Origin of the sequence: Vagococcus zengguangii (genome assembly GCF_005145005.1) — a bacterium.
GTDB classification, from domain to species: domain Bacteria; phylum Bacillota; class Bacilli; order Lactobacillales; family Vagococcaceae; genus Vagococcus_A; species Vagococcus_A zengguangii.
This window is the reverse complement of sequence record NZ_CP039712.1, coordinates 1,388,408-1,407,117: the sequence shown is the minus strand read 5'-3', so window position 1 is coordinate 1,407,117 and position 18,710 is coordinate 1,388,408. Positions and strand designations below refer to the sequence as shown.

19 protein-coding genes and 1 pseudogene are annotated in these 18,710 nt (G+C 36.7%); 17 read left to right on the top strand and 3 right to left on the bottom strand.

Features of this window, described 5'->3' with window-relative positions; genetic code table 11:
- The first annotated feature begins 158 nt into the window (after positions 1-158).
- Positions 159-1,505 (top strand): branched-chain amino acid transport system II carrier protein, encoded by a 1,347-nt coding sequence (gene brnQ, locus FA707_RS06630; protein WP_136953495.1) that lies wholly within the window; start codon positions 159-161, stop codon positions 1,503-1,505.
- Here the strand turns inward: brnQ and FA707_RS06625 are convergent.
- The 3 genes from FA707_RS06625 to FA707_RS06615 form a co-directional block, all read right to left on the bottom strand.
- Positions 1,502-3,184, bottom strand: a complete 1,683-nt coding sequence (locus tag FA707_RS06625) for an IS1182 family transposase (RefSeq protein ID WP_246032308.1) — start codon at positions 3,182-3,184, stop codon at positions 1,502-1,504. The two genes, brnQ and FA707_RS06625, sit on opposite strands and share 4 nt — an antisense overlap.
- Before the next feature lie 145 nt (positions 3,185-3,329).
- Positions 3,330-4,514, bottom strand: a complete 1,185-nt coding sequence (locus FA707_RS06620) for a toxic anion resistance protein (protein WP_136953494.1) — start codon at positions 4,512-4,514, stop codon at positions 3,330-3,332.
- A gap of 22 nt (positions 4,515-4,536) precedes the next feature.
- Positions 4,537-5,274, bottom strand: a complete 738-nt coding sequence (locus FA707_RS06615; protein WP_246032307.1) for a 5-bromo-4-chloroindolyl phosphate hydrolysis family protein — start codon at positions 5,272-5,274, stop codon at positions 4,537-4,539.
- A 166-nt stretch (positions 5,275-5,440) separates the two neighbouring features.
- Here FA707_RS06615 and FA707_RS06610 point away from each other — a divergent pair, with 166 nt between their 5' ends.
- The 16 genes and pseudogenes from FA707_RS06610 to FA707_RS10565 form a co-directional block, all read left to right on the top strand.
- Complete coding sequence (locus FA707_RS06610) at positions 5,441-5,992, top strand: NUDIX hydrolase (RefSeq protein WP_136953493.1); 552 nt, start codon at positions 5,441-5,443, stop codon at positions 5,990-5,992.
- 12 nt (positions 5,993-6,004) lie between these two features.
- Complete coding sequence (macP, locus tag FA707_RS06605; protein ID WP_136953492.1) at positions 6,005-6,292, top strand: cell wall synthase accessory phosphoprotein MacP; 288 nt, start codon at positions 6,005-6,007, stop codon at positions 6,290-6,292.
- A gap of 22 nt (positions 6,293-6,314) precedes the next feature.
- A complete protein-coding gene (locus FA707_RS06600; protein WP_136953491.1) occupies positions 6,315-7,010 on the top strand; it encodes a 5'-methylthioadenosine/adenosylhomocysteine nucleosidase in 696 nt (231 codons plus the stop codon).
- A 41-nt stretch (positions 7,011-7,051) separates the two neighbouring features.
- Positions 7,052-7,597 (top strand): cysteine hydrolase family protein, encoded by a 546-nt coding sequence (locus tag FA707_RS06595; protein ID WP_136953490.1) that lies wholly within the window; start codon positions 7,052-7,054, stop codon positions 7,595-7,597.
- Between the two features lie 26 nt (positions 7,598-7,623).
- A complete protein-coding gene (locus FA707_RS06590; RefSeq protein ID WP_136953489.1) occupies positions 7,624-8,595 on the top strand; it encodes a LacI family DNA-binding transcriptional regulator in 972 nt (323 codons plus the stop codon).
- Between the two features lie 82 nt (positions 8,596-8,677).
- On the top strand, positions 8,678-9,547 hold the full coding sequence (rbsK, locus tag FA707_RS06585) for a ribokinase (protein WP_136953488.1): 870 nt from the start codon (positions 8,678-8,680) through the stop codon (positions 9,545-9,547).
- A gap of 3 nt (positions 9,548-9,550) precedes the next feature.
- The gene (gene rbsD / locus FA707_RS06580; protein WP_136953487.1) at positions 9,551-9,940 is read left to right on the top strand and encodes a D-ribose pyranase; all 390 of its coding nucleotides are present in this window, start codon (positions 9,551-9,553) and stop codon (positions 9,938-9,940) included.
- A gap of 11 nt (positions 9,941-9,951) precedes the next feature.
- Positions 9,952-11,430: a sugar ABC transporter ATP-binding protein gene (locus FA707_RS06575; protein WP_136953486.1), complete on the top strand. Its 1,479-nt coding sequence runs from the start codon at positions 9,952-9,954 to the stop codon at positions 11,428-11,430.
- Positions 11,411-12,370, top strand: a complete 960-nt coding sequence (locus FA707_RS06570; RefSeq protein WP_136954201.1) for an ABC transporter permease — start codon at positions 11,411-11,413, stop codon at positions 12,368-12,370. The genes FA707_RS06575 and FA707_RS06570 overlap by 20 nt, the downstream gene beginning before the upstream one ends.
- A 27-nt stretch (positions 12,371-12,397) precedes the next feature.
- Complete coding sequence (gene rbsB / locus FA707_RS06565) at positions 12,398-13,327, top strand: ribose ABC transporter substrate-binding protein RbsB (RefSeq protein WP_136953485.1); 930 nt, start codon at positions 12,398-12,400, stop codon at positions 13,325-13,327.
- A 124-nt stretch (positions 13,328-13,451) separates the two neighbouring features.
- Entirely contained in the window at positions 13,452-15,470 is a 2,019-nt protein-coding gene (pbp4, locus tag FA707_RS06560) for a penicillin-binding protein PBP4(5) (protein ID WP_136953484.1), read from the top strand.
- A gap of 131 nt (positions 15,471-15,601) precedes the next feature.
- Entirely contained in the window at positions 15,602-16,747 is a 1,146-nt protein-coding gene (locus FA707_RS06555; RefSeq protein ID WP_136953483.1) for a cysteine desulfurase family protein, read from the top strand.
- Positions 16,748-16,828: 81 nt separating this feature from the next.
- A complete protein-coding gene (locus tag FA707_RS06550) occupies positions 16,829-17,170 on the top strand; it encodes a cysteine desulfurase (RefSeq protein ID WP_136953482.1) in 342 nt (113 codons plus the stop codon).
- 135 nt (positions 17,171-17,305) lie between these two features.
- A complete protein-coding gene (locus FA707_RS06545) occupies positions 17,306-17,572 on the top strand; it encodes a beta C-S lyase family protein (RefSeq protein ID WP_136953481.1) in 267 nt (88 codons plus the stop codon).
- 18 nt (positions 17,573-17,590) lie between these two features.
- The gene (locus tag FA707_RS06540) at positions 17,591-18,508 is read left to right on the top strand and encodes a MalY/PatB family protein (RefSeq protein ID WP_136953480.1); all 918 of its coding nucleotides are present in this window, start codon (positions 17,591-17,593) and stop codon (positions 18,506-18,508) included.
- A 13-nt stretch (positions 18,509-18,521) separates the two neighbouring features.
- A pseudogene (locus tag FA707_RS10565) lies at positions 18,522-18,656 on the top strand (FusB/FusC family EF-G-binding protein); the annotation flags it as partial.
- Between the last annotated feature and the right edge of the window lie 54 nt (positions 18,657-18,710).

The following is an 18,710-nucleotide window of genomic DNA, read 5'->3' as shown; positions in this document are numbered from 1 at the left end:
ACTATTCTTTCTTATCTTCTTAGGCTAATCCTTTCCTATAAAACATATATTATATCAATGATAAAGTTGTATTTAGTCGTGTCGTTATTAAGTGTATTCTTACATGACATGTTTTCATAAATTGGTTGTTTTAATAACAGGAGTAAGGGAGGAATATTATGTCTAAAAAAGTACCAACTTCATATGTGTTTATTCTTGGATTAATGTTATTTGCTATGTATTTTGGAGCCGGTAATTTAATTTTCCCGGCAATTATTGGACAGGAATCAGGTAGTAACATTGTTACTGCAATGATAGGATTTTTCTTGACAGGTGTAGGTTTACCTTTGCTTAGCTTTTTAGCAATGGTTGCAACGGGTAAAAATAATATTCAAGAGCTAGCTGGTCGTGTTAAGCCATGGTTTGGTGTACTGTTTTCAGTTGTTTTATATCTATCAATTGGCCCATTTTTCGCCATTCCGAGAGCGGGTACAGTAGCATTTGAAATTGGAATCAAGCCGTTTGATTTTGGCATAAGTGAGTCAATGACATTGCTAATCTTTACCTTAATATTCTTTGCAATTGCTTGTTTGTTAGCCCTATTTCCAGCTAAAGTAGTTGATATTGTAGGTAAGTATTTAACGCCACTAAAAATTACGTTAATTGGCATCTTAGTAGTCGTAGCGATTGCTTTTCCTATGGGAGATATTTATGAGCCACAGGGTGATTTTGTTAGTAAGGCTTTTGTAAATGGCTTTAAAGAAGGATACTTAACTTTAGATGCGATGGCGTCTTTTGCATTTGGTATTATTATCATTAATGCTGTGAACGAAAAAGGTGCAACCGACAAAAAACATGTGATGGCAGCGTGTACTAAAGCGATTGTCATTGCGGCAACTTTATTAGTCATTATGTATTCTGCTTTGTCTTATATGAGTGCTACTAGTGTATCTAAGATTGGGTACATGGATAACGGTGGTGAAGTATTAGCCAAAGTTTCTAACTATTATTTTGGCGTTTATGGGAATGTCTTACTTGGCTTGATGATCTCGGTAGCCTGTATGACGACCTGTGTAGGTTTGCTCTCGTCTTGTGCACAATATTTTAATCGTTTATATCCTAAGATTAGCTACCAAAAATACGTTATCGGAATGACATTATTTAGTATTTTAGTTGCAAACATGGGATTAACGAGTTTGATTAAGTTTTCTGAACCCATGTTAAATGCTATTTATCCGTTAGCTATTAGTCTAGTCTTCTTACTTTTATTCAATAAATGGTTTAATGGAAATCAGCGAGTTTATCAATTAGTCATCCTTTTTACGTTTTGTGTGAGTATCTTTGATGGTTTTGATACAGCGGGGATTAACGTTTTAAATATTTCGAGTATCTTAGCGAAATATTTACCACTTTACAGTATCGGACTAGGTTGGATTGTTCCAGCAATTACCGGAGCAGTTATCGGCATAATTTGGGCTAAAATTGAGAAAAAGAATCATCCTGAATTAGTGATTGAGTATTCTTAAGTATAGAGAGTAATAAAAAATGAGGCTGTGACAAAAGTTAGTGTTATTAGTCTAAAATAAAAAATCCGAAACGGACAAAAAGTGTTATTTTTCGTTTGTTTCGGATTTTTTCTATTTTCTATGTCTTTCTGCGTCTCCCAAGACGCTAATTTCATCATATTTAGCGCCAAGGAAACAATACCGGTTTCCTTGAGAACTTTTCCAAGTCCTCTCACAGAGAAACGAGTGAAGCCCAAAGAAGCCTTCATCCGTCCGAAAACTGGTTCCACATCAATCTTACGTTTAGCGTAAATTTTTCCAGTTTCTTTCGTTGAAAGAAAATCTCGTTGCTTCGCTTTATAATATTCCCATGAAGGATTAATCATTATTTTTCTTATGTGGCCTTTGGCTGTTAACGCAGCAGGAATTTCTTCACGATTTTCGTCATATTTTTCTGCCACATATTCCTTGAAATCACGTGAAAAACCGTCTGTGTCTGTGCGTTTTCGATACTTATTAAAATTAAAACGGACTCCTTTTGGGTCAATATAATAGTCTTCTTTTTCTTCGTAAAACCAATTCATTACCTTTTTATCATCTGACTGCCATTTCTTACTATTTTCTTTCAACATTGTCCCGTACGGGATTAATGAGGTATGTTGAGATAATTTGTCTTCTAGATATTGATAGTTACTTTCTGAACCATAACCTGCATCTGCTACTATATACATGGCATCCTTTTCTGCTAAATTCATTTTTTCTAAGAAAGGGATTAACGTTTTAGTATCTGTTGGATTTTGGTAAACATCATAGCCTACGATAAATTGCTTGCTCGTAGCAATTTGCAGATTATAAGCTGGCTTAAGCTGACCATTTTTCATGTGATCTTCTTTTACTCTCATGAAAGTGGCATCGTGATCAGTTTTTGAAAAGCTGTTTCGTTTCCCGAAAGTCTTAAATTGCTTTTGATGTTCTAGCATTTTAGCTCGACGTGCAGCTAATTTTCTTTTAGTTGATTTTAAAGAACGTCGTTCTTGTTTAGCAGGGTTGGGAGAAAGCTTAGGTGTTGTTTCAATTTGTTTTTCTAATTCTTCTAATCTGAATTCTAAACGAGTTAGAACTTCATCAACCATATCTAAAGACAGATTAGAACCATCTGGTATATGAGACGACGAATAAGCCTCTTTTAATTCATTCATTAAAGAGACGGTTGCTTCTCGATTCATCGCATCGAAACGAATCGTGCTTTTCTTCCAAACAAAACTAAATTTATTGGCATCAGCTAAAATTTTAGTTCCATCAATAAAAATGGCATCATCAATCATGTTTTGTTGACGTAAATAAGCGGTTAGCTGCTCCAAGCCTTGATTAATAAGACCTTCTAATTCATCAGATATTCTAAAGCGTGCAATCGTTCGATAAGAAGGCATCATTTCTTGTGTTAACCAACGAGCCGGTAGGCTCTCTTCAGCCAATTGAGCAATTTTACGACTACTAAAAACACTGCGTGTGTACGCAAATAAGACCAGCTTTAACATAGCAGATAAATTATATTGACGTGGTCTTCCGAATAAATAAGATTCTTTGATTTTTAATGTTTCAACTAGCTCGTTAATAAACCAAGCCGTATTATTTTTTTCTGGAATATATGAAGTTGTAATATCCAAACTTAACTGATTCATGTTATAATTAGAATACATTTTTTGGTCCTTTCTAGGATTCTTTGAAGCATGGGTCGGACCGTGCTTCTTTTTTATTTTATTATACCAAAACCCCTGATAAATTTGGCTTTATTGCCAAATTTATCAGGGGTTTTTTTAGAGACTTATGTCACAGCCTCATTTTTTATTTATTGCTTACTTCGAGTAATTTATGCTTCAATTCTTCTTCCATTACGGCTAATTCTAACTCTGCAGCGCGGCGTTTTTCTTTACCTTCTGCTTGAATACGTAGTGTTTCTTGAATCGTTTCGATTAAGTCATCTTGCGTTTTTTGTAACGTTTCGATGTCGACTACACCACGTTCGTTTTCACGAGCTGTTTCAATGGTAGATTGTTTTAACATTTCAGAGTTTTTCTTCAATAAGTCATTCGTAGTTTCGGATACTTGACGTTGTGATGTTACGGCGTCTTTTTGACGAAGTAAAGTCAACGAAATCGCTACTTGGTTTTTCCAAAGTGGAATCGCCGTGTTAATTGACGCTTGAATTTTTTCAGCCAAGGCTTGGTTTGTATTTTGGATTAAACGAATTTGTGGGGCTTGTTGAATCGTAATTTGACGCGCTAAAGCTAAATCATGGGTACGTTTGTCCAAGCGATCTAAAAATTGTGTTAAGTCATTAACGATTTGGACATCCATTTGATCACCAGTTATTTCAGCTTTTTTCATGGCTTCAGGAATTAATGTTGTTTCTAATTCTTCTTTTTTCAACTCTCCGGCGGCAATGTAAATATTCAAGGCATCAAAATAGTCTTTATTTTTGTGGTAAAGCTGTTCAAGCATCACGTTATCACTTAATAAGCCATTTTTTTCTTTGTCTAATTTAATCGCAATTTTATCAATTTGCGCACCGATTTTTTGATATTTAGCGGTCACTTCGTAAATAGATTGTTTCACTTTACCAAACATTTTTTTGAAAACATTACGTTCTTGCGCTTGTAATTCATCAGGGCTGGTTTCGTTCAGACGATACATTAATTCAGTTAATGAGTCACCAACGGGTCCTAAGTCCTGGTTTTGAACATGTGCTAACATTGAATGTGAGAATTCACCTAATTTTTTTTGTGCGGCAGAACCGTAAGCCATCACCGATTGTGAGTCGTTAATGTCAATTTGTTCGGCTAATTGACGGGCTTGTTCTTGACGTGCTGGTTCTAATTTGTCAATTAGTTTTGGTGCTTGGTTAGTCGTTTCAGCAGGTTGCATATCAGGGCTATTCACCATTTGCATCGCTGCATCAGTTGGATCAGCAAACGGGTTGCTTAATAAATCATCTAAGGTTGAATCTACAGGTTTCATTTTATCAGTCATGTACACATCGACTCCTTTAGTCTTATTTTTCAGTGTCAGTTAATTCTTCTTTAATCAGTTCATCTGTTGCTGATTTAATTATATCATCGATTGGTTCATCATCGGTCCGTGAGATGTTTTGTTCAGCTAAACTAATTTCAACATCTAATTCTTCCATGTCATCTTTAACAAAACGCTCATAATCTTCTAAAAGTAAGCCAGCAACTTTTTCAATCATCGTGGCACTTTTTTCTAAGGCTTCATATGAAGTTTTGGTTTTGACTTCGTGGTTGTTAATTTCGATATATTTTTCAGTTAATTCCAAAATATTTGGTAGGTGATGATATAAGAAACCATCAGCTAAGTGTAACTTATTTGGCTCATCAGCCAAACGTTTAAATAATGATTTTGCAATTTTAACCGCATCAGTACGTAAGTTAATTGCTTTTAACTTAGTGACGCTAGTCATATTTTTATCTAACTGTTCAATTTGTTCTTTTGCTGTTTGCATCGTTTCACGGAAAAAATCAACTTGCTGGTCATTTAAGCCAAGTTCCTCGTAATGAGCAGCTTTTTCTTTACTTAAAACGGGTACTTTTGTTGCTTTATTTTTCTTTGGTCTTTTAAGAATGTCAAAAAGTTTCATCATTAAGCGTACCATTAAGATTCCAATTACAATCGCGACAAAGATTCTTCCTTCGGTTAATTTATCAATAAATATGGCTAGTAGTGGTATTAACACTAAACCTCCTAGCACGAGACTCAACGTTTTATTTTTCAATCGAATCACTCCTTTTTCGTTAAGGGTATTGTTGCCTGATGAATTCATTTTACCATAGTTCATAAAACCACACTATCAGTCCGAAGATTGATTTTTTTTTAGGCCTTTTCATTGAGTTCATGGTATAGTAAGCTCTAGATAGTAAACGAAAAGTGAGGGATGTAGGGTGCGTGAAGAAGATTTTTATGAAAAGACACTCGATCGTCAGACCATTTTCAAAGGGCATGTGATTGAAGTCGCGCTTGATGAAGTGTCACTAGCTGATGGTACAAAAGCGCAACGTGAATTAGTCTTTCATAACGGAGCGGTCGGGGTTGTGGCAGTGACGGAACAGCAGGAATTGATTTTAGTTAAACAATTTAGAAAACCATTAGAGCGTACCTTGATCGAAATACCAGCTGGTAAAATAGAAAAAGGTGAAACGAATCCGGCTGACGTGGCGCGTCGTGAACTAGAAGAAGAAACCGGCATGGGTTGTGAAAAGTTAGAAGAAATCTTTGATTTTGTTTTATCGCCGGGTTTTTCAAATGAACGCATGGTGATGTACCTGGCGACCGGCCTTTATCCGATAGCACAACCTAAAGCGCAGGATGAGGACGAACGCATTGAACTAATGACGGTCAGTTTAGCTGAAGCATTTGAGTTAATGAAACGTAAAGAAATTAATGATAGTAAGACTATTATGGCGTTACAGTATTTAGCATTAAGAACACAATAGGAGGCATTTGGTTTGAGTGACAAGGGACCATTAATTACGCGTAGTAAATTACGTGAAATGAAACGTGAAGAAGAAGCTGCCAATCGCAAACGCGATGAGGCTTTACAAAAAGAGTACGAAGAAAAAGAACAGGCGATTGTTAAACGCTTTAAGAAAGAAAAGAAACAAGTTGAAACGGTACGCGGAAGCCGCGCTGCAACAAGTAGTAAAATACGTCAACGTAGTAGCTTTTTAACGAAGGCCATTATAGTTGTTTCAATTTTGTTAATCATTGTTTTTTATTTTATATTTTTTGGATAAGTGAAGGAGCGAATGGAACAAGATGAAAATTGGAATTATTGGCGCAATGGCGGAAGAAGTCATTGTATTAAAAGAAGCTATGGAAAATATGTCAAGCTGGCAGGAAGCAGGTAATGAGTTTTTCCAAGGAACGATTGCAGGTAATGAAGTCGTTGTCGTGCAATCAGGTATTGGAAAAGTAATGTCAGCGATGACCGCAACCTTATTAATTCATCGTTATCAAGTCGATGTGTTATTAAATACCGGGTCAGCGGGCGGTGTTGGTGAAGGTCTTGCAATTGGTGATATTGTGATTTCAACTAAGTTAGCATACAATGACGTTGATGTGACGGCGTTTGGCTATGCTAAAGGACAAATGGCGGGGATGCCGCTTTATTACGAAGCAGATGAGCAAGTCATTGCCGATTTAGAAACTGCCTCAATTAGTGAAGGCTTACGTGTGAAACGTGGTTTAATTACAACTTCAGATAGTTTTATTGCTAGCCAAGATAAGATTGAGGGGATTAAAGCTGATTTCCCAGACGTTTTAGCAACTGAAATGGAAGGCGCAGCGATTGCGCAAGTGGCGACCCAATATCAAGTCCCGTTTGCGGTTGTTCGTGCGATTAGTGATGTAGCGGATGAAGAAGCTAGCATGAGTTTTGATGAATTTATCATTGAAGCAGGGAAAAAATCAGCGTTAGTGGTGATTGAATTTATTAAGCATTATCAAAAATAATCGAATGAACTAATAAAAGGAAATAAAAGGAGGCAGTTTTGATGAAAGCATTAATTAATATTGATTATACGTATGACTTTGTGGCAGATGACGGTAAGTTAACAACCGGGAAACCAGGTCAGGCGATTGAAGAGGCGATTACTAATTTAACGCGTGACTTTATTGAAGCTGGCGATTTTGTTGTTTTTCCAATTGATGGTCATGATGAACAAGACACGTATCATCCTGAGATGAAGTTGTTTCCACCGCATAATATAATTGGAACATCTGGCCGTGACTTATACGGTAGCTTGAAAGCTGTTTATGAAGAAAATCAAGATAAAGACAATGTCTATTGGATTGATAAACGCCATTATTCGGCTTTTAGTGGTACAGACTTAGATATTCGTTTGCGCGAACGTCAAATTACAGAGCTGCATTTAGTAGGTGTTTGTACGGATATTTGCGTGCTACATACCGCGATTGATGCGTATAACTTAGGGTATAAAATTGTTATTCATCAAGAGGCAGTCGCAAGCTTTAATCCGACTGGTCATGCGTGGGCGTTGGAGCATTTTAAAGGAACATTGGGAGCAGAGGTTATTTAATTATTTGACAAAGGAAGTTGGATAAAATGGCAACAATTAAAGAAGTAGCACATCATGCGGGCGTATCAGTTGCATCAGTTTCAAGATATATGAATAAAAACGGCTATGTGAGTGAAGAAACTAGTCATAAAATTGCACGAGCTATTGAAGAATTGCAATATGTTCCAAACGAGGTAGCCAGATCACTATTTCAAAAAACTTCTAAGTTGATTGGTGTTATTTTTCCCGACATTGCAAATCCGTATTTCCCACTAGTAGCTAAGGGCATTGAGGAAGAACTAACTAAAAATGGTTTATTAATGATTTTAGCCAATACTGCTGATTCAGTTGAAGCAATGGAACGATATGTGACAACTTTTAATCAAAATAATGTAAGTGGCGTCATCACAGCGGTGTCATTACCAGAAAAATTACATGCCAAAATGAAAATTGTTGGAATTGACCGGGTGTATGATGGCGATTTTCCTAAAGTTTTATCAGATGACTATGGCGGTGGCCAACTTATCGCCGAACAAGTATTAAAAACGGCTTTCAAAAAAATCTTAATATTACCAGGTAACCTTAATATCCCAAGTTCTGCAGCCCGTTTTGAAGGGTTAATGAATAAATTTAAGAACGAACGAGTGGACTACAGTGTGATTGAACTGAATTCTTATAATAATGACAATATAGAGAAATCAATTGCCAAAATTGAAAAATATTTTTTGAAATACGATACGATTATTGCAGCAAATGACTATTTGGCGCTTAATTTAATGAAACGAGCGCAAGCTTTAGGTATTAAAATTCCTGAGCAACTCCAAATAATTGGTTATGACGGAATAGTTTTTTCTGATTTAGTGACTCCGTCTTTAACAACGGTAGAACAATCAGCCTACAAAATTGGTCAAGAAGCTGCTAGACAGATGATTTCATTGCTTAATAGTCCGGAAAAAAGCTATCCAGACCGTACATTTATTCCTGTTAAATTTAAAAAAGGTGCAACACTTCGCATTTAAGTGTTGCACCTTTTTTTAGATAGTGTTATGATAGTGGCAAATAGGTAACCGGTTACATATAAAGTTAGGAGAGGTTGAATATATGAAGAAAATAGCGGTTATTGGTAGCTTATCAACAGATTTTGTTGTAACCACTAATATCATTCCTGAGCAAGGAGAAACAGTAGTTGGAAAAGAATTTGCGACGTTCTATGGAGGGAAAGGAGCAAATCAAGCCATCGCAACTAGCCGGTCAGGCATTGAAACTTATATGGTAGGTGCGGTCGGAGATGATAATTTTGGTGAAAATCTATTATCGAATTTAATACATAATCATATCGATACCTCAATGGTTAAAGTAGTAAAGGATATGAGCAGTGGTGTTGCCATCATTCAAGTTCATCAAGGGGACAATCGTATTGTGATTGTCGAAGGTTCAAATGGTAAAAATGAAATTGCTGACATTGATAATCATTCTGATTTATTAAAAGAAATGGACTTATTTGTTATTCAAAATGAAATACCGGTTGAAGTGATTGAATATGTGATTGAATTTGCCCATCAAGCAGGGATTCCAACACTATACAATCCAGCACCGATTAAAGCGATTAATCCTGAGCTTTTAAATAAAGTGAGTTACATTACACCAAACGAACATGAATTTGAAGCGCTATTTACAAATCAAAGTTTAGAAGAGGCGCTAGCCATGCATCCTAATAAATTAGTAGTAACATTAGGTTCAAAGGGTGCTGTATACCATGATGGTAAGCAAGTTGTTCTGGTTGAACAAGAGCCAGTTGACAATGTTGTCGATACAACAGGCGCTGGTGACACATTTAATGGTTATTTTGCGAGTGGCATTTTAAAGGGGTTAAGTATTGAAGAAGCAATTAAACTAGGTAATCGAGCAGCTGGTTTGGCAATACAAAAGAAAGGTGCTCAAAACGGGATTCCTAAGATTGATGAGGTATAAATAATGAAAAAAAATGGTTTATTGAATTCAGAAATTTCAAAAATATTAGATGATTTGCGCCATACCGATCAAATCGTTATTGGAGATTGCGGTTTGCCAGTTCCGAACGGTGTTAAACAAATCGATTTGTCACTAAAGCTAGGTGTTCCTAAGTTTTTAGACGTACTAGAATTAATTATAAATGAAATGCAAGTTGAACAGGCAATTATTGCCACTGAAATTAGTGATAATAATCCTGAAGTTGAAGCGAAAATCAAGGCAACTAATCTACCTCTTGACTATGTTAATCATGAAAGGTTTAAAGAGTTAACAAAAGAGGCAAAAGTGATTATTCGTACCGGGGAAGCAACACCATATGCAAATATTATTTTACAATCTGGCGTAATTTTTTAGGAGGAGTAACGATGAAAATTAATATGCAAGGCATTAGCAAAGCATTTGGTGCTAACAAAGTCTTAGAAGCTGTTGATTTTGATTTGAAAGATGGAGAAATTCACGCCTTAATGGGAGAGAATGGGGCTGGAAAATCAACTTTGATGAATATCTTAACCGGATATCACAAAAAAGACAGTGGGAGCATCAAAATAGATGGGGAAGAGAAAGTTTTTTCAAACCCTAAAGAAGCCGAAGAATTTGGAATCACGTTTATTCATCAAGAAATGAATACGCTTACGAACATGAGTGTTTTGGAAAATATGTTCTTGAATAAAGAAATCAGAAAAGGCTTTGGACTACTTGATACAAAAAAAATGAGTGAACAAGCGCAAGAGATTTTCAAACAAATGAATGTCACGTTTGATTTGAATCAATTAGTGGGTGAATTATCCGTTGGAGAGCAACAAATTTTGGAAATCGCCAAAGCATTATTAGCTAACGGCAAGATCATTATTATGGATGAACCAACCGCTGCCTTATCAGAACGTGAAATTAGTCATTTATTCAAGATTGTTCGTAAGTTGAAAGCTGATGGCGTTTCGATGGTATACATTTCTCACCGAATGGAAGAAATTTTTGAGCTGTGTGACCGAATAACTGTTATGCGTGACGGTATTTCAGTTAGTACCTATCAAATAAGTGAGGTTGGAGTTAATCAAATTGTTAAAGACATGGTAGGTCGAGATATCAACGATTTCTATCCACAAAAAGATAATCCAATCGGAGATGTGAAGTTTAAAGTAGAAGATTTATCATCAGATCGCGTAAAAAATATAAGTTTTGACGTTCGTGAAGGTGAAATTTTAGGCTTCTCAGGTTTAATGGGAGCGGGTCGTACCGAAATCATGCGTGCAATTTTTGGCATTGATAAAAAAGATAGTGGTCGATTATTTTTAAACGGTCAAGAAATTCATGTTAATTCACCTAGTCAAGCCATTGAAAAAGGTATTGGCTTCCTTACTGAAAATCGTAAAGAAGAAGGATTGGTTCTAGATTTTTCTTTGAAAGACAATGTGGTGTTACCGTCTGTTGAGCAGTTTAATAAAAAAGGTGTGCTAGATAATAAAACGATGGATGAATTTGTTGAACTACTGTTGAAACGTTTGACAGTGAAAATGGAAAATAGTGACGTGCCTGCTTCATCATTATCAGGTGGTAACCAACAAAAGGTTGTCATGGCAAAATGGATAGGAATTGGCCCACAGGTTTTAATTTTAGATGAACCAACACGTGGAGTAGATGTCGGTGCGAAACGGGAGATTTATTTATTAATGAATGAATTAGCAGAACGAGGGGTAGCTATCATTATGGTGTCAAGTGATCTGCCGGAAGTTTTAGGTGTTAGTGACCGAATCCTGGTGGTCCATGAAGGTAAAATTAATGGTGAATTAATGAAAGATGAAGCAACTCAAGAACGAATTATGCATTATGCTACGGGAGGAAAATAAAATGACAAGTAAAACAAAAAAACTATCAATTGGATCACTTGGTCCGTTATTAGCACTCGCGATTTTAGTGGTCGTCGTCTCAATTTTAAATCCTAATTTTTTAACACCTAATAATTTATTAAATTTACTAAGACAAGTTTCAATCAATGCGTTAATTGCTTTCGGAATGAGTTTTGTTATTATAACAGGTGGGATTGATTTATCGGTAGGTTCAACTTTAGCTTTAACAGGGGCCTTAACAGCAGGGTTAATTGCCAATGGTATTAATCCGGCACTGGCGATGTTAATCGGAATGATCGCTGGAGCTATTCTAGGAATGATTAATGGTTTATTGATTACTAAAGGTAACATGGCACCATTTATTGCAACTTTAGCAACTATGACTATTTATCGTGGTGCGACGTTGGTTTATACAGATGGCAATCCAATTACAGGTATTGGCGATAGTTTCTTATTCCAATTTGTCGGTAGAGGCTATTTATTCGGTATTCCTTTCCCTATTGTGGTGATGTTAGTAGCGTTTATTCTTTTATATATTTTGTTGCACAAAACAGCATTTGGTAAAAAAACATTTGCCGTTGGGGGAAATATTAAAGCAGCTCAAATTGCAGGGGTAAAAAGCGATAAAGTCCAAACATTGATTTACACGATTTCAGGTTTAATGGCGTCAATTTCAGGTATTGTGCTAACGTCACGTTTAAACTCAGCGCAACCAACGGCTGGTCAGGCATTCGAGATGGACGCAATCGCAGCAGTTGTTTTGGGTGGTACTAGTTTATCAGGTGGTAAAGGCCGTTTAGTCGGAACATTAATTGGGGCTTTAATAATTGGAACAATTAATAACGGTTTAAATTTATTAGGGGTTTCAAGTTTCTATCAACAAATCGTTAAAGGCTTAGTTATTATTGTTGCAGTGTTATTGGATAGAAAGAAAAAATAAAAACTATTTGAATGGAGAGCGAAAAAAATGAAAAAATTTTTATTAAGTATGTTAGCAGTAGGTTCTTTAACTTTGGCGGGGTGTGGTGCAGCAACTTTAGATAATGGCAGTCAGTCTTCAGATAGTGTTAATGAAAAGAAACCTGATGAATTAGTCGTAGGTGTTAGCATTTCAACTTTAAATAATCCATTTTTTGTATCAGTTAAAGATGGTATCAATGAGTTAGCGGACGAAAACAATACCAAAACAATTGTCTCCGATGCTCAAAATGATTCTTCTAAACAAAGTAATGACGTAGATGATTTAATTCAACAAGACGTGGATGTGTTATTAATTAACCCCGTAGATTCTTCAGCTATTCAACCAGCTGTTGAAGCAGCCAACCAAGCAAATATTCCTGTCATTGCTTTAGATAGAAGTTCTGATGGCGGAGAAGTGTTAACCTTAGTTGCATCAGATAATGTCATTGGTGGTGAAATGGCTGCTAACTATATTGTAGAACAATTAGGCGAAAAAGCTAAAGTGGTCCAATTAGAAGGTATTCCTGGTGCTTCAGCAACTCGTGAACGTGGAGAAGGATTTGACAATATTGCAAAAGAAAAACTAGAAGTAGTGGATTCTCAAGCCGCTGATTTTGACCGTGCAAAAGGCTTAAACGTAATGGAAAATATGTTGCAATCTAATGCTGATATTAAAGCAGTTTTTGCTCAAAATGACGAAATGGCTTTAGGCGCGTTAGAAGCATTAAAAGCTGTTGGGAAAACAGATGTGATTGTTATTGGATTTGATGGTAATGATGATGCTTTAAAATCAGTTAAAGCTGGAGAATTATCAGGTACTATCGCACAACAACCAACTGAAATGGGTAAATTAGCGTTACAAGCTGCTTATGACTACTTTGCCGGTAAAGAGGTAAAAGCAAAAATTGATTCACCTTTAGAATTAGTTTTAAAATAATTAGAGAGGTATTAATCAAAGTACAGATTTGGCAAATGTTTTTGCTTAATCTGTACTTTTTTAGTTTATTTAAGTATTTCTTAAGATAAATATGTTAAAATTATTAGCAATTATAGGAGGGAATATGAAAGCTAATAATAAACTAAAAGGTATCCTTATCGGTGCAGTAGTCGTAGCACTAGCTGCTGCTGCCTACGCCTACCAACATCACATAAAAAAACAAGTCAATTTATCAACTGCCCAATTAAAAAAAGCAATTAAAAAACAAGATTACGAGCAACTTATCTCGTTATTCGATGAAGATAGTATTGAAGAGGCAGGTTTCACTAAAGAATCAGCGGCAACTAAATACGCCACTATTTTTAATGCTTTAAACGTTAGCAGTGTTAAAATTACTGACTTCAAACAAGAAAAGCAAGATAAAAATCACTATCAAGTGGCTTATAAATTATCAATGACAACTTCAATGGGTGAAATCAAAGACGAAGCGTATCAAACTACCCTCACAAAAACGGATAACGGCTGGCAATTTGAATGGTCACCCGCTTTGATTTTTGCGGAGATGACTGGTAACGATAAAGTCATGATTAACGAAGAAACTGCTGAACGTGGTAAAATTTTAGATCGTAATGGCGTAGAACTAGCAACTAAACGCGCCTACCAACAAGTCGGAGTGATTCCAGCTAAACTAGGCGAAGGTGAAGAGCGTGATAAAAACATTAAAGCCATTGCCAAGAAATTCGACCTTGATGTTGAAACTATTGAAAGTTTTCTAGCGCCAGACTGGGCAACAGGTGAAGTCTTTGTGCCACTGAAAACATTGGTTAACGACTTGAGTGATGAGGACTTAGCTGATTTACCAACAGGTGTGATGATTAGTTCTAAAGAGACGCGTTACTATCCATTAGGCGAAGCAAGTGCTCAATTATTAGGTTACACCGGTCAAGCAACAGCGGAAGACATTGAAAAAAATCCTGAACTGACCGCTGATATGACGATTGGAAAAGCTGGATTGGAAGCAAGTCTTGATGACCAATTACGAGGTAAAAATGGTGGTACAGTTCAAATTGAAGATGAAGACGGAAAAGTCAAACGAGTAATTCTCGCTAATGATAAAGAAGATGGACAAGATGTGACGTTAACGATTGACTCGAAGGCACAAAAAATCGCGTTTGATTCATTAGACAACCAACCTGGATCAGCTGTTGCAAGTGATCCTTCAACGGGCGAATTGTTAGTTTTAGCAAGTTCACCATCATATAATCCGAATCAAATGACAGTCGGTATCTCAACAAAAGATTATCAAACTTATCAAGAAGATGAAAACTTACCTTTCATTGAACGTTATGCTACGAACTATGCTCCTGGTTCAACGTTTAAAACATTAACCGCGATGATAGCACTTGATGCTGGTACTTTAAAACCAAGCGATTCATTAGACATTAATGGTCTAAAATGGCAACAAGATGATAGTTGGGGCAATTATTATGTGACGCGTGTTAAAGAAGCTAGCCCCGTTAATTTAGAAACAGCCTTAGTCAATTCTGATAATATTTTCTTTGCTCAGAAGATGCTGGAGATGGGAGAGAAAACTTTCCGCCAAGGATTAGAAAAATTCGATTTTAACGAGTCGCTTGAATTGCCGATTACTGTACCAAAAGCTAGCATATCAAACGAAGCTAGTTTTGATTCTAATATTTTATTAGCTGACACAGGTTATGGGCAAGGTGAGTTGATGATTGCACCGGTCACACAGCTTTCAATGTATAGCACCTTGATGAATGATGGGAATCTAGTGTATCCACAACTTGTGAAAGGCCAAGAAAAACCAGCGGATAAAAAACAAGTAGTGTCCAAAGAATCAGCCAATATTGTGCTAAATGATTTAGTTGGTGTCGTCGCCAATCAAGATGGTTACGCGCACGATTTGTATCAATCAGGACGAGTAATTGCGGCCAAAACAGGGACCGCTGAAATTAAAGACAAACAAGATACAACTGGTAAAGAAAATAGTTTCTTGTTATTTATGGACCAAGAACAAAAACAATTTATGGGCTTAGTGATGAGTGAAGACTCACGCGAAAACGGCACAGCCGTTAGCAAGACCGGAGCTCTTTTAGATTATTTAGTGACAAACTACTAATAGTAAAAGTCATTGCCTAGCTATACAGACAGCTAAGCAATGACTTTTTATTTTTTACGCGTATCTTTTAGGAAGTCGTCGATTTTAGTGTATAATAAAGGAAATTATGCAAACAAAGAGAGTGAAGAATAATGAATCCTGTTTATTTAGATCACGCGGCGACAACTCCGCTACATCCAGAAGTCGTGGCAGTCATGACAAAAACATTAACTGAAACATTTGGCAACCCGTCAAGCTTGCACCAATTTGGTCGTCCTGCACAAGGAATGCTTGAAAATGCACGTGATGAGCTAGCTAAAAGTATTGACGCTAAGCCAAGTGAATTAATTTTTACAAGTGGTGGTAGTGAAGGAGATACAATGGCGATTATTAAAACCGCTGAAAATTACCAACATTTGGGTAAACACTTAATTACAACTCAAGTCGAACATTCGGCGGTATTGAAATCTTTTAAATATTTAGAAACCCAAGGCTTTGATGTGACGTATTTACCCGTTGCCTCAACAGGGGAATTGACGGTTGAACAAGTTAAAGAAGCGTTACGTGAGGATACCATTTTAGTCTCAATTATGCGTACCAATAATGAAGTCGGCACGATTTTTCCAATTCCAGCGATTGGGGAGTTGCTAAAAGACCATCAAGCGCTATTCCATACCGATGCGGTTCAATCGTTTGGTCTAGAAGAAATTGATGTTAACGCCTGGCAAGTTGATTTATTATCTACTGCTGCTCATAAAATCAACGGTCCTAAAGGTACAGGCTTCTTGTATATTAAAGAAGGGACTAAAATCACACCTTTAATTCAAGGTGGCGATCAAGAAAATAAAAAACGTCCAGGGACCGAAAATTTAGCCAATATTATGGGCTTTGCCAAAGCAAGTAGTTTATTGACACCTGAAGTGAAAGCTGAAAATCAAACAAAGTATCAAACCTATCGTCGCTTAATTATCAATACCTTAACAGATTGTGGTGTTCATTTTGAAGTGAATGGTCAAGCACCAGAACAATCCGCGCATGTCTTGAATATTTATTTACCTGGTGTACAAAGTGAGATGTTATTAATGCATCTTGATTTGAGAGGTTTCGCTGTGTCTGCAGGCTCAGCTTGTACGGCCGGCAATATGGCACCGTCGCATGTGTTAGTAGCGATGTACGGAGAGGATTCACCCATTGTTCCAGCGTCTATCCGTATCAGTTTTGGCTATGGTTTAACCGAAGAAGACGTGGTCAATTTTGCCCAAACATTGGCTGAAACGGTGACACGTCTAATTAAATAATCTTTTTATGGCAAAAAAGCTAGAGTTCGTTTGCGAACTTGTCTATAATAGAGGTATAAAAAGAGTTGAGGAGTGAATGTAATGGCATTTGAACAAGCTACTTCAGTGTTAGGCTCACCTGTTCAATACAAAATGAGCCCCCAAGCTAAACGTTATACATTTAAGGACTTAGGTTTTTCAGAAACTAAACAAGGTAATTTACAATTTGACCGTGCTTTAGACATGACGGTTAGTAAAACAGGTCCACGTTTTAAAATAACTGTCGCTAAAGACTTACAAACGTTAAAAATGGGCGTTACAACCCCAAACGGTTTAAAACAAATTAACATCTATGAAAAAGAAGAACACGCAGAATTGCGTCAAAATTTAGAATATATGTTAAATGAAATGGTCAGCCGTGGCTGTTTTGAAGTAATTTCATAATGAATTAACTCCTGGGGTTTGTTCTTCAGGAGTTTTTGTTAATTTGCTTATTAAGGCTTTTAGTAGTTGATAACATTGAGGTAACACGTAATAAAGTTGTTCAATTAACCCACTACCCAAGGAGGAATTATTTTTATGACGTATGACAAAAGTTTCTTTGACCGAGTAATCGACCGGAAAGGCACTATTTCAGCTAAATGGGATGGGAGTCCTATTCTGTATGGGGAAGAAGATTTAATCCCGATGTGGGTTGCTGATACTGATTTTCGGGCACCTAAAGAACTAATTGCGGCTATGCAAGAACGTTTAGACAATCAAATTTTTGGTTATGCTTATAATTCGGATAGGACACTTGAAATAATTGCTACATGGCATCAAAAAAGAAATCATATTCACTATTAAGCCGAACATATTTTCTTGATGAATAACGTTGTGCAGGTGATTAGTACCGTCGTCCGCGCGTTGACTGCAGAAGAGGACAATATCTTAGTCCTAACACCGTCTTATGGGCCGTTAATTAATACTCCAACAGCGGCGAAACGTCACGTCATTAAAGTTCCGATGACTTGCGAATCCAAGCGTTATCAAGTAGATATGGCGTCATTTGAGCAAGCAATTATTGAACATGATATTAAAATATTCATCTTGTGTAATCCGCAAAATCCAACAGGTAGGGTATGGACGCACGCTGAATTGACGGAATTATTTAAAATTTGTCAACGTCATCAGGTGAAAGTATTAGCTGATGAAATTCATAGTGACTTGATTTATCCTGATCAAACATTTGTGCCAGCGATGCAAGTGGCGCGTGAAGTCGGTTGGGAGCAACAACTAGTTGTGGCGAATGCCCCAACGAAGACCTTTAACTTAGCAGGATTACAGGCTGCTTATTATATAGTCGAGAACCCTGAATTTATCGAGCTAATTGAACAAGAACGTGCGTATGCAAGTACAGGTAATTTATTAGGTGTTTTTGCGTATTTAGGGATAGAAACGTCTTACAGCTACGGGGAGGACTACGTTGATACCATGATGTCATATATTCAAGACAATTATCGTTATGTTGAAGCCGAATTGGCCCGTGAACTGCCTGAGGCTAAAATTGTCGAAGCAGAAGCAACTTATCTTATTTGGGTTGATATCAGTTATTTAGCTGAGAAGGGTATTACCATGAATAACTTGAAATCTAGCTTGGCTAAACACGGTGTGGCGATTTCGACGGGGGAAGATTTTTATGAAGATCAACTATTCTTACGTGTGAATATCGGTTGTCCGAAAGCAACGCTGACCGAAGGCGTAGCTCGTTTGATTTCAGGCTTGAAAAATTTAAGCGAGTAGCGAGAAAGTCGGATCAACGACTAAATCTTCGGGTGATGGCACTTACGCTAAAAAGGGCAATTATATTTGTAAAGATAGCGTGAAATGTAATGCGCAAATGGAAGAACTGACGTATTTATATGATTTTTATGAAATGTTTTCTAAATAAATAAATAGCCGAGTGGAAGTCACAGCTGTGTGGCTTTCTTTTTTCGTTAGAGAA

What these genes read in the sequence shown, in the direction of transcription:
- rbsD (WP_136953487.1), top strand. Translation starts at nt 9,551, where the DNA reads ATGAAAAAAAATGGTTTATTGAATTCAGAAATTTCAAAAATATTAGAT.
- FA707_RS06590 (WP_136953489.1), top strand. Translation starts at nt 7,624, where the DNA reads ATGGCAACAATTAAAGAAGTAGCACATCATGCGGGCGTATCAGTTGCA.
- FA707_RS06545 (WP_136953481.1), top strand. Translation starts at nt 17,306, where the DNA reads ATGACGTATGACAAAAGTTTCTTTGACCGAGTAATCGACCGGAAAGGC.
- rbsB (WP_136953485.1), top strand. Translation starts at nt 12,398, where the DNA reads ATGAAAAAATTTTTATTAAGTATGTTAGCAGTAGGTTCTTTAACTTTG.
- FA707_RS06540 (WP_136953480.1), top strand. Translation starts at nt 17,591, where the DNA reads ATGAATAACGTTGTGCAGGTGATTAGTACCGTCGTCCGCGCGTTGACT.
- FA707_RS06600 (WP_136953491.1), top strand. Translation starts at nt 6,315, where the DNA reads ATGAAAATTGGAATTATTGGCGCAATGGCGGAAGAAGTCATTGTATTA.
- FA707_RS06555 (WP_136953483.1), top strand. Translation starts at nt 15,602, where the DNA reads ATGAATCCTGTTTATTTAGATCACGCGGCGACAACTCCGCTACATCCA.
- rbsK (WP_136953488.1), top strand. Translation starts at nt 8,678, where the DNA reads ATGAAGAAAATAGCGGTTATTGGTAGCTTATCAACAGATTTTGTTGTA.
- pbp4 (WP_136953484.1), top strand. Translation starts at nt 13,452, where the DNA reads ATGAAAGCTAATAATAAACTAAAAGGTATCCTTATCGGTGCAGTAGTC.
- brnQ (WP_136953495.1), top strand. Translation starts at nt 159, where the DNA reads ATGTCTAAAAAAGTACCAACTTCATATGTGTTTATTCTTGGATTAATG.
- FA707_RS06550 (WP_136953482.1), top strand. Translation starts at nt 16,829, where the DNA reads ATGGCATTTGAACAAGCTACTTCAGTGTTAGGCTCACCTGTTCAATAC.
- FA707_RS06575 (WP_136953486.1), top strand. Translation starts at nt 9,952, where the DNA reads ATGAAAATTAATATGCAAGGCATTAGCAAAGCATTTGGTGCTAACAAA.
- FA707_RS06570 (WP_136954201.1), top strand. Translation starts at nt 11,411, where the DNA reads ATGCTACGGGAGGAAAATAAAATGACAAGTAAAACAAAAAAACTATCA.
- FA707_RS06625 (WP_246032308.1), bottom strand. Translation starts at nt 3,184, where the DNA reads ATGTATTCTAATTATAACATGAATCAGTTAAGTTTGGATATTACAACT.
- FA707_RS06620 (WP_136953494.1), bottom strand. Translation starts at nt 4,514, where the DNA reads ATGACTGATAAAATGAAACCTGTAGATTCAACCTTAGATGATTTATTA.
- FA707_RS06595 (WP_136953490.1), top strand. Translation starts at nt 7,052, where the DNA reads ATGAAAGCATTAATTAATATTGATTATACGTATGACTTTGTGGCAGAT.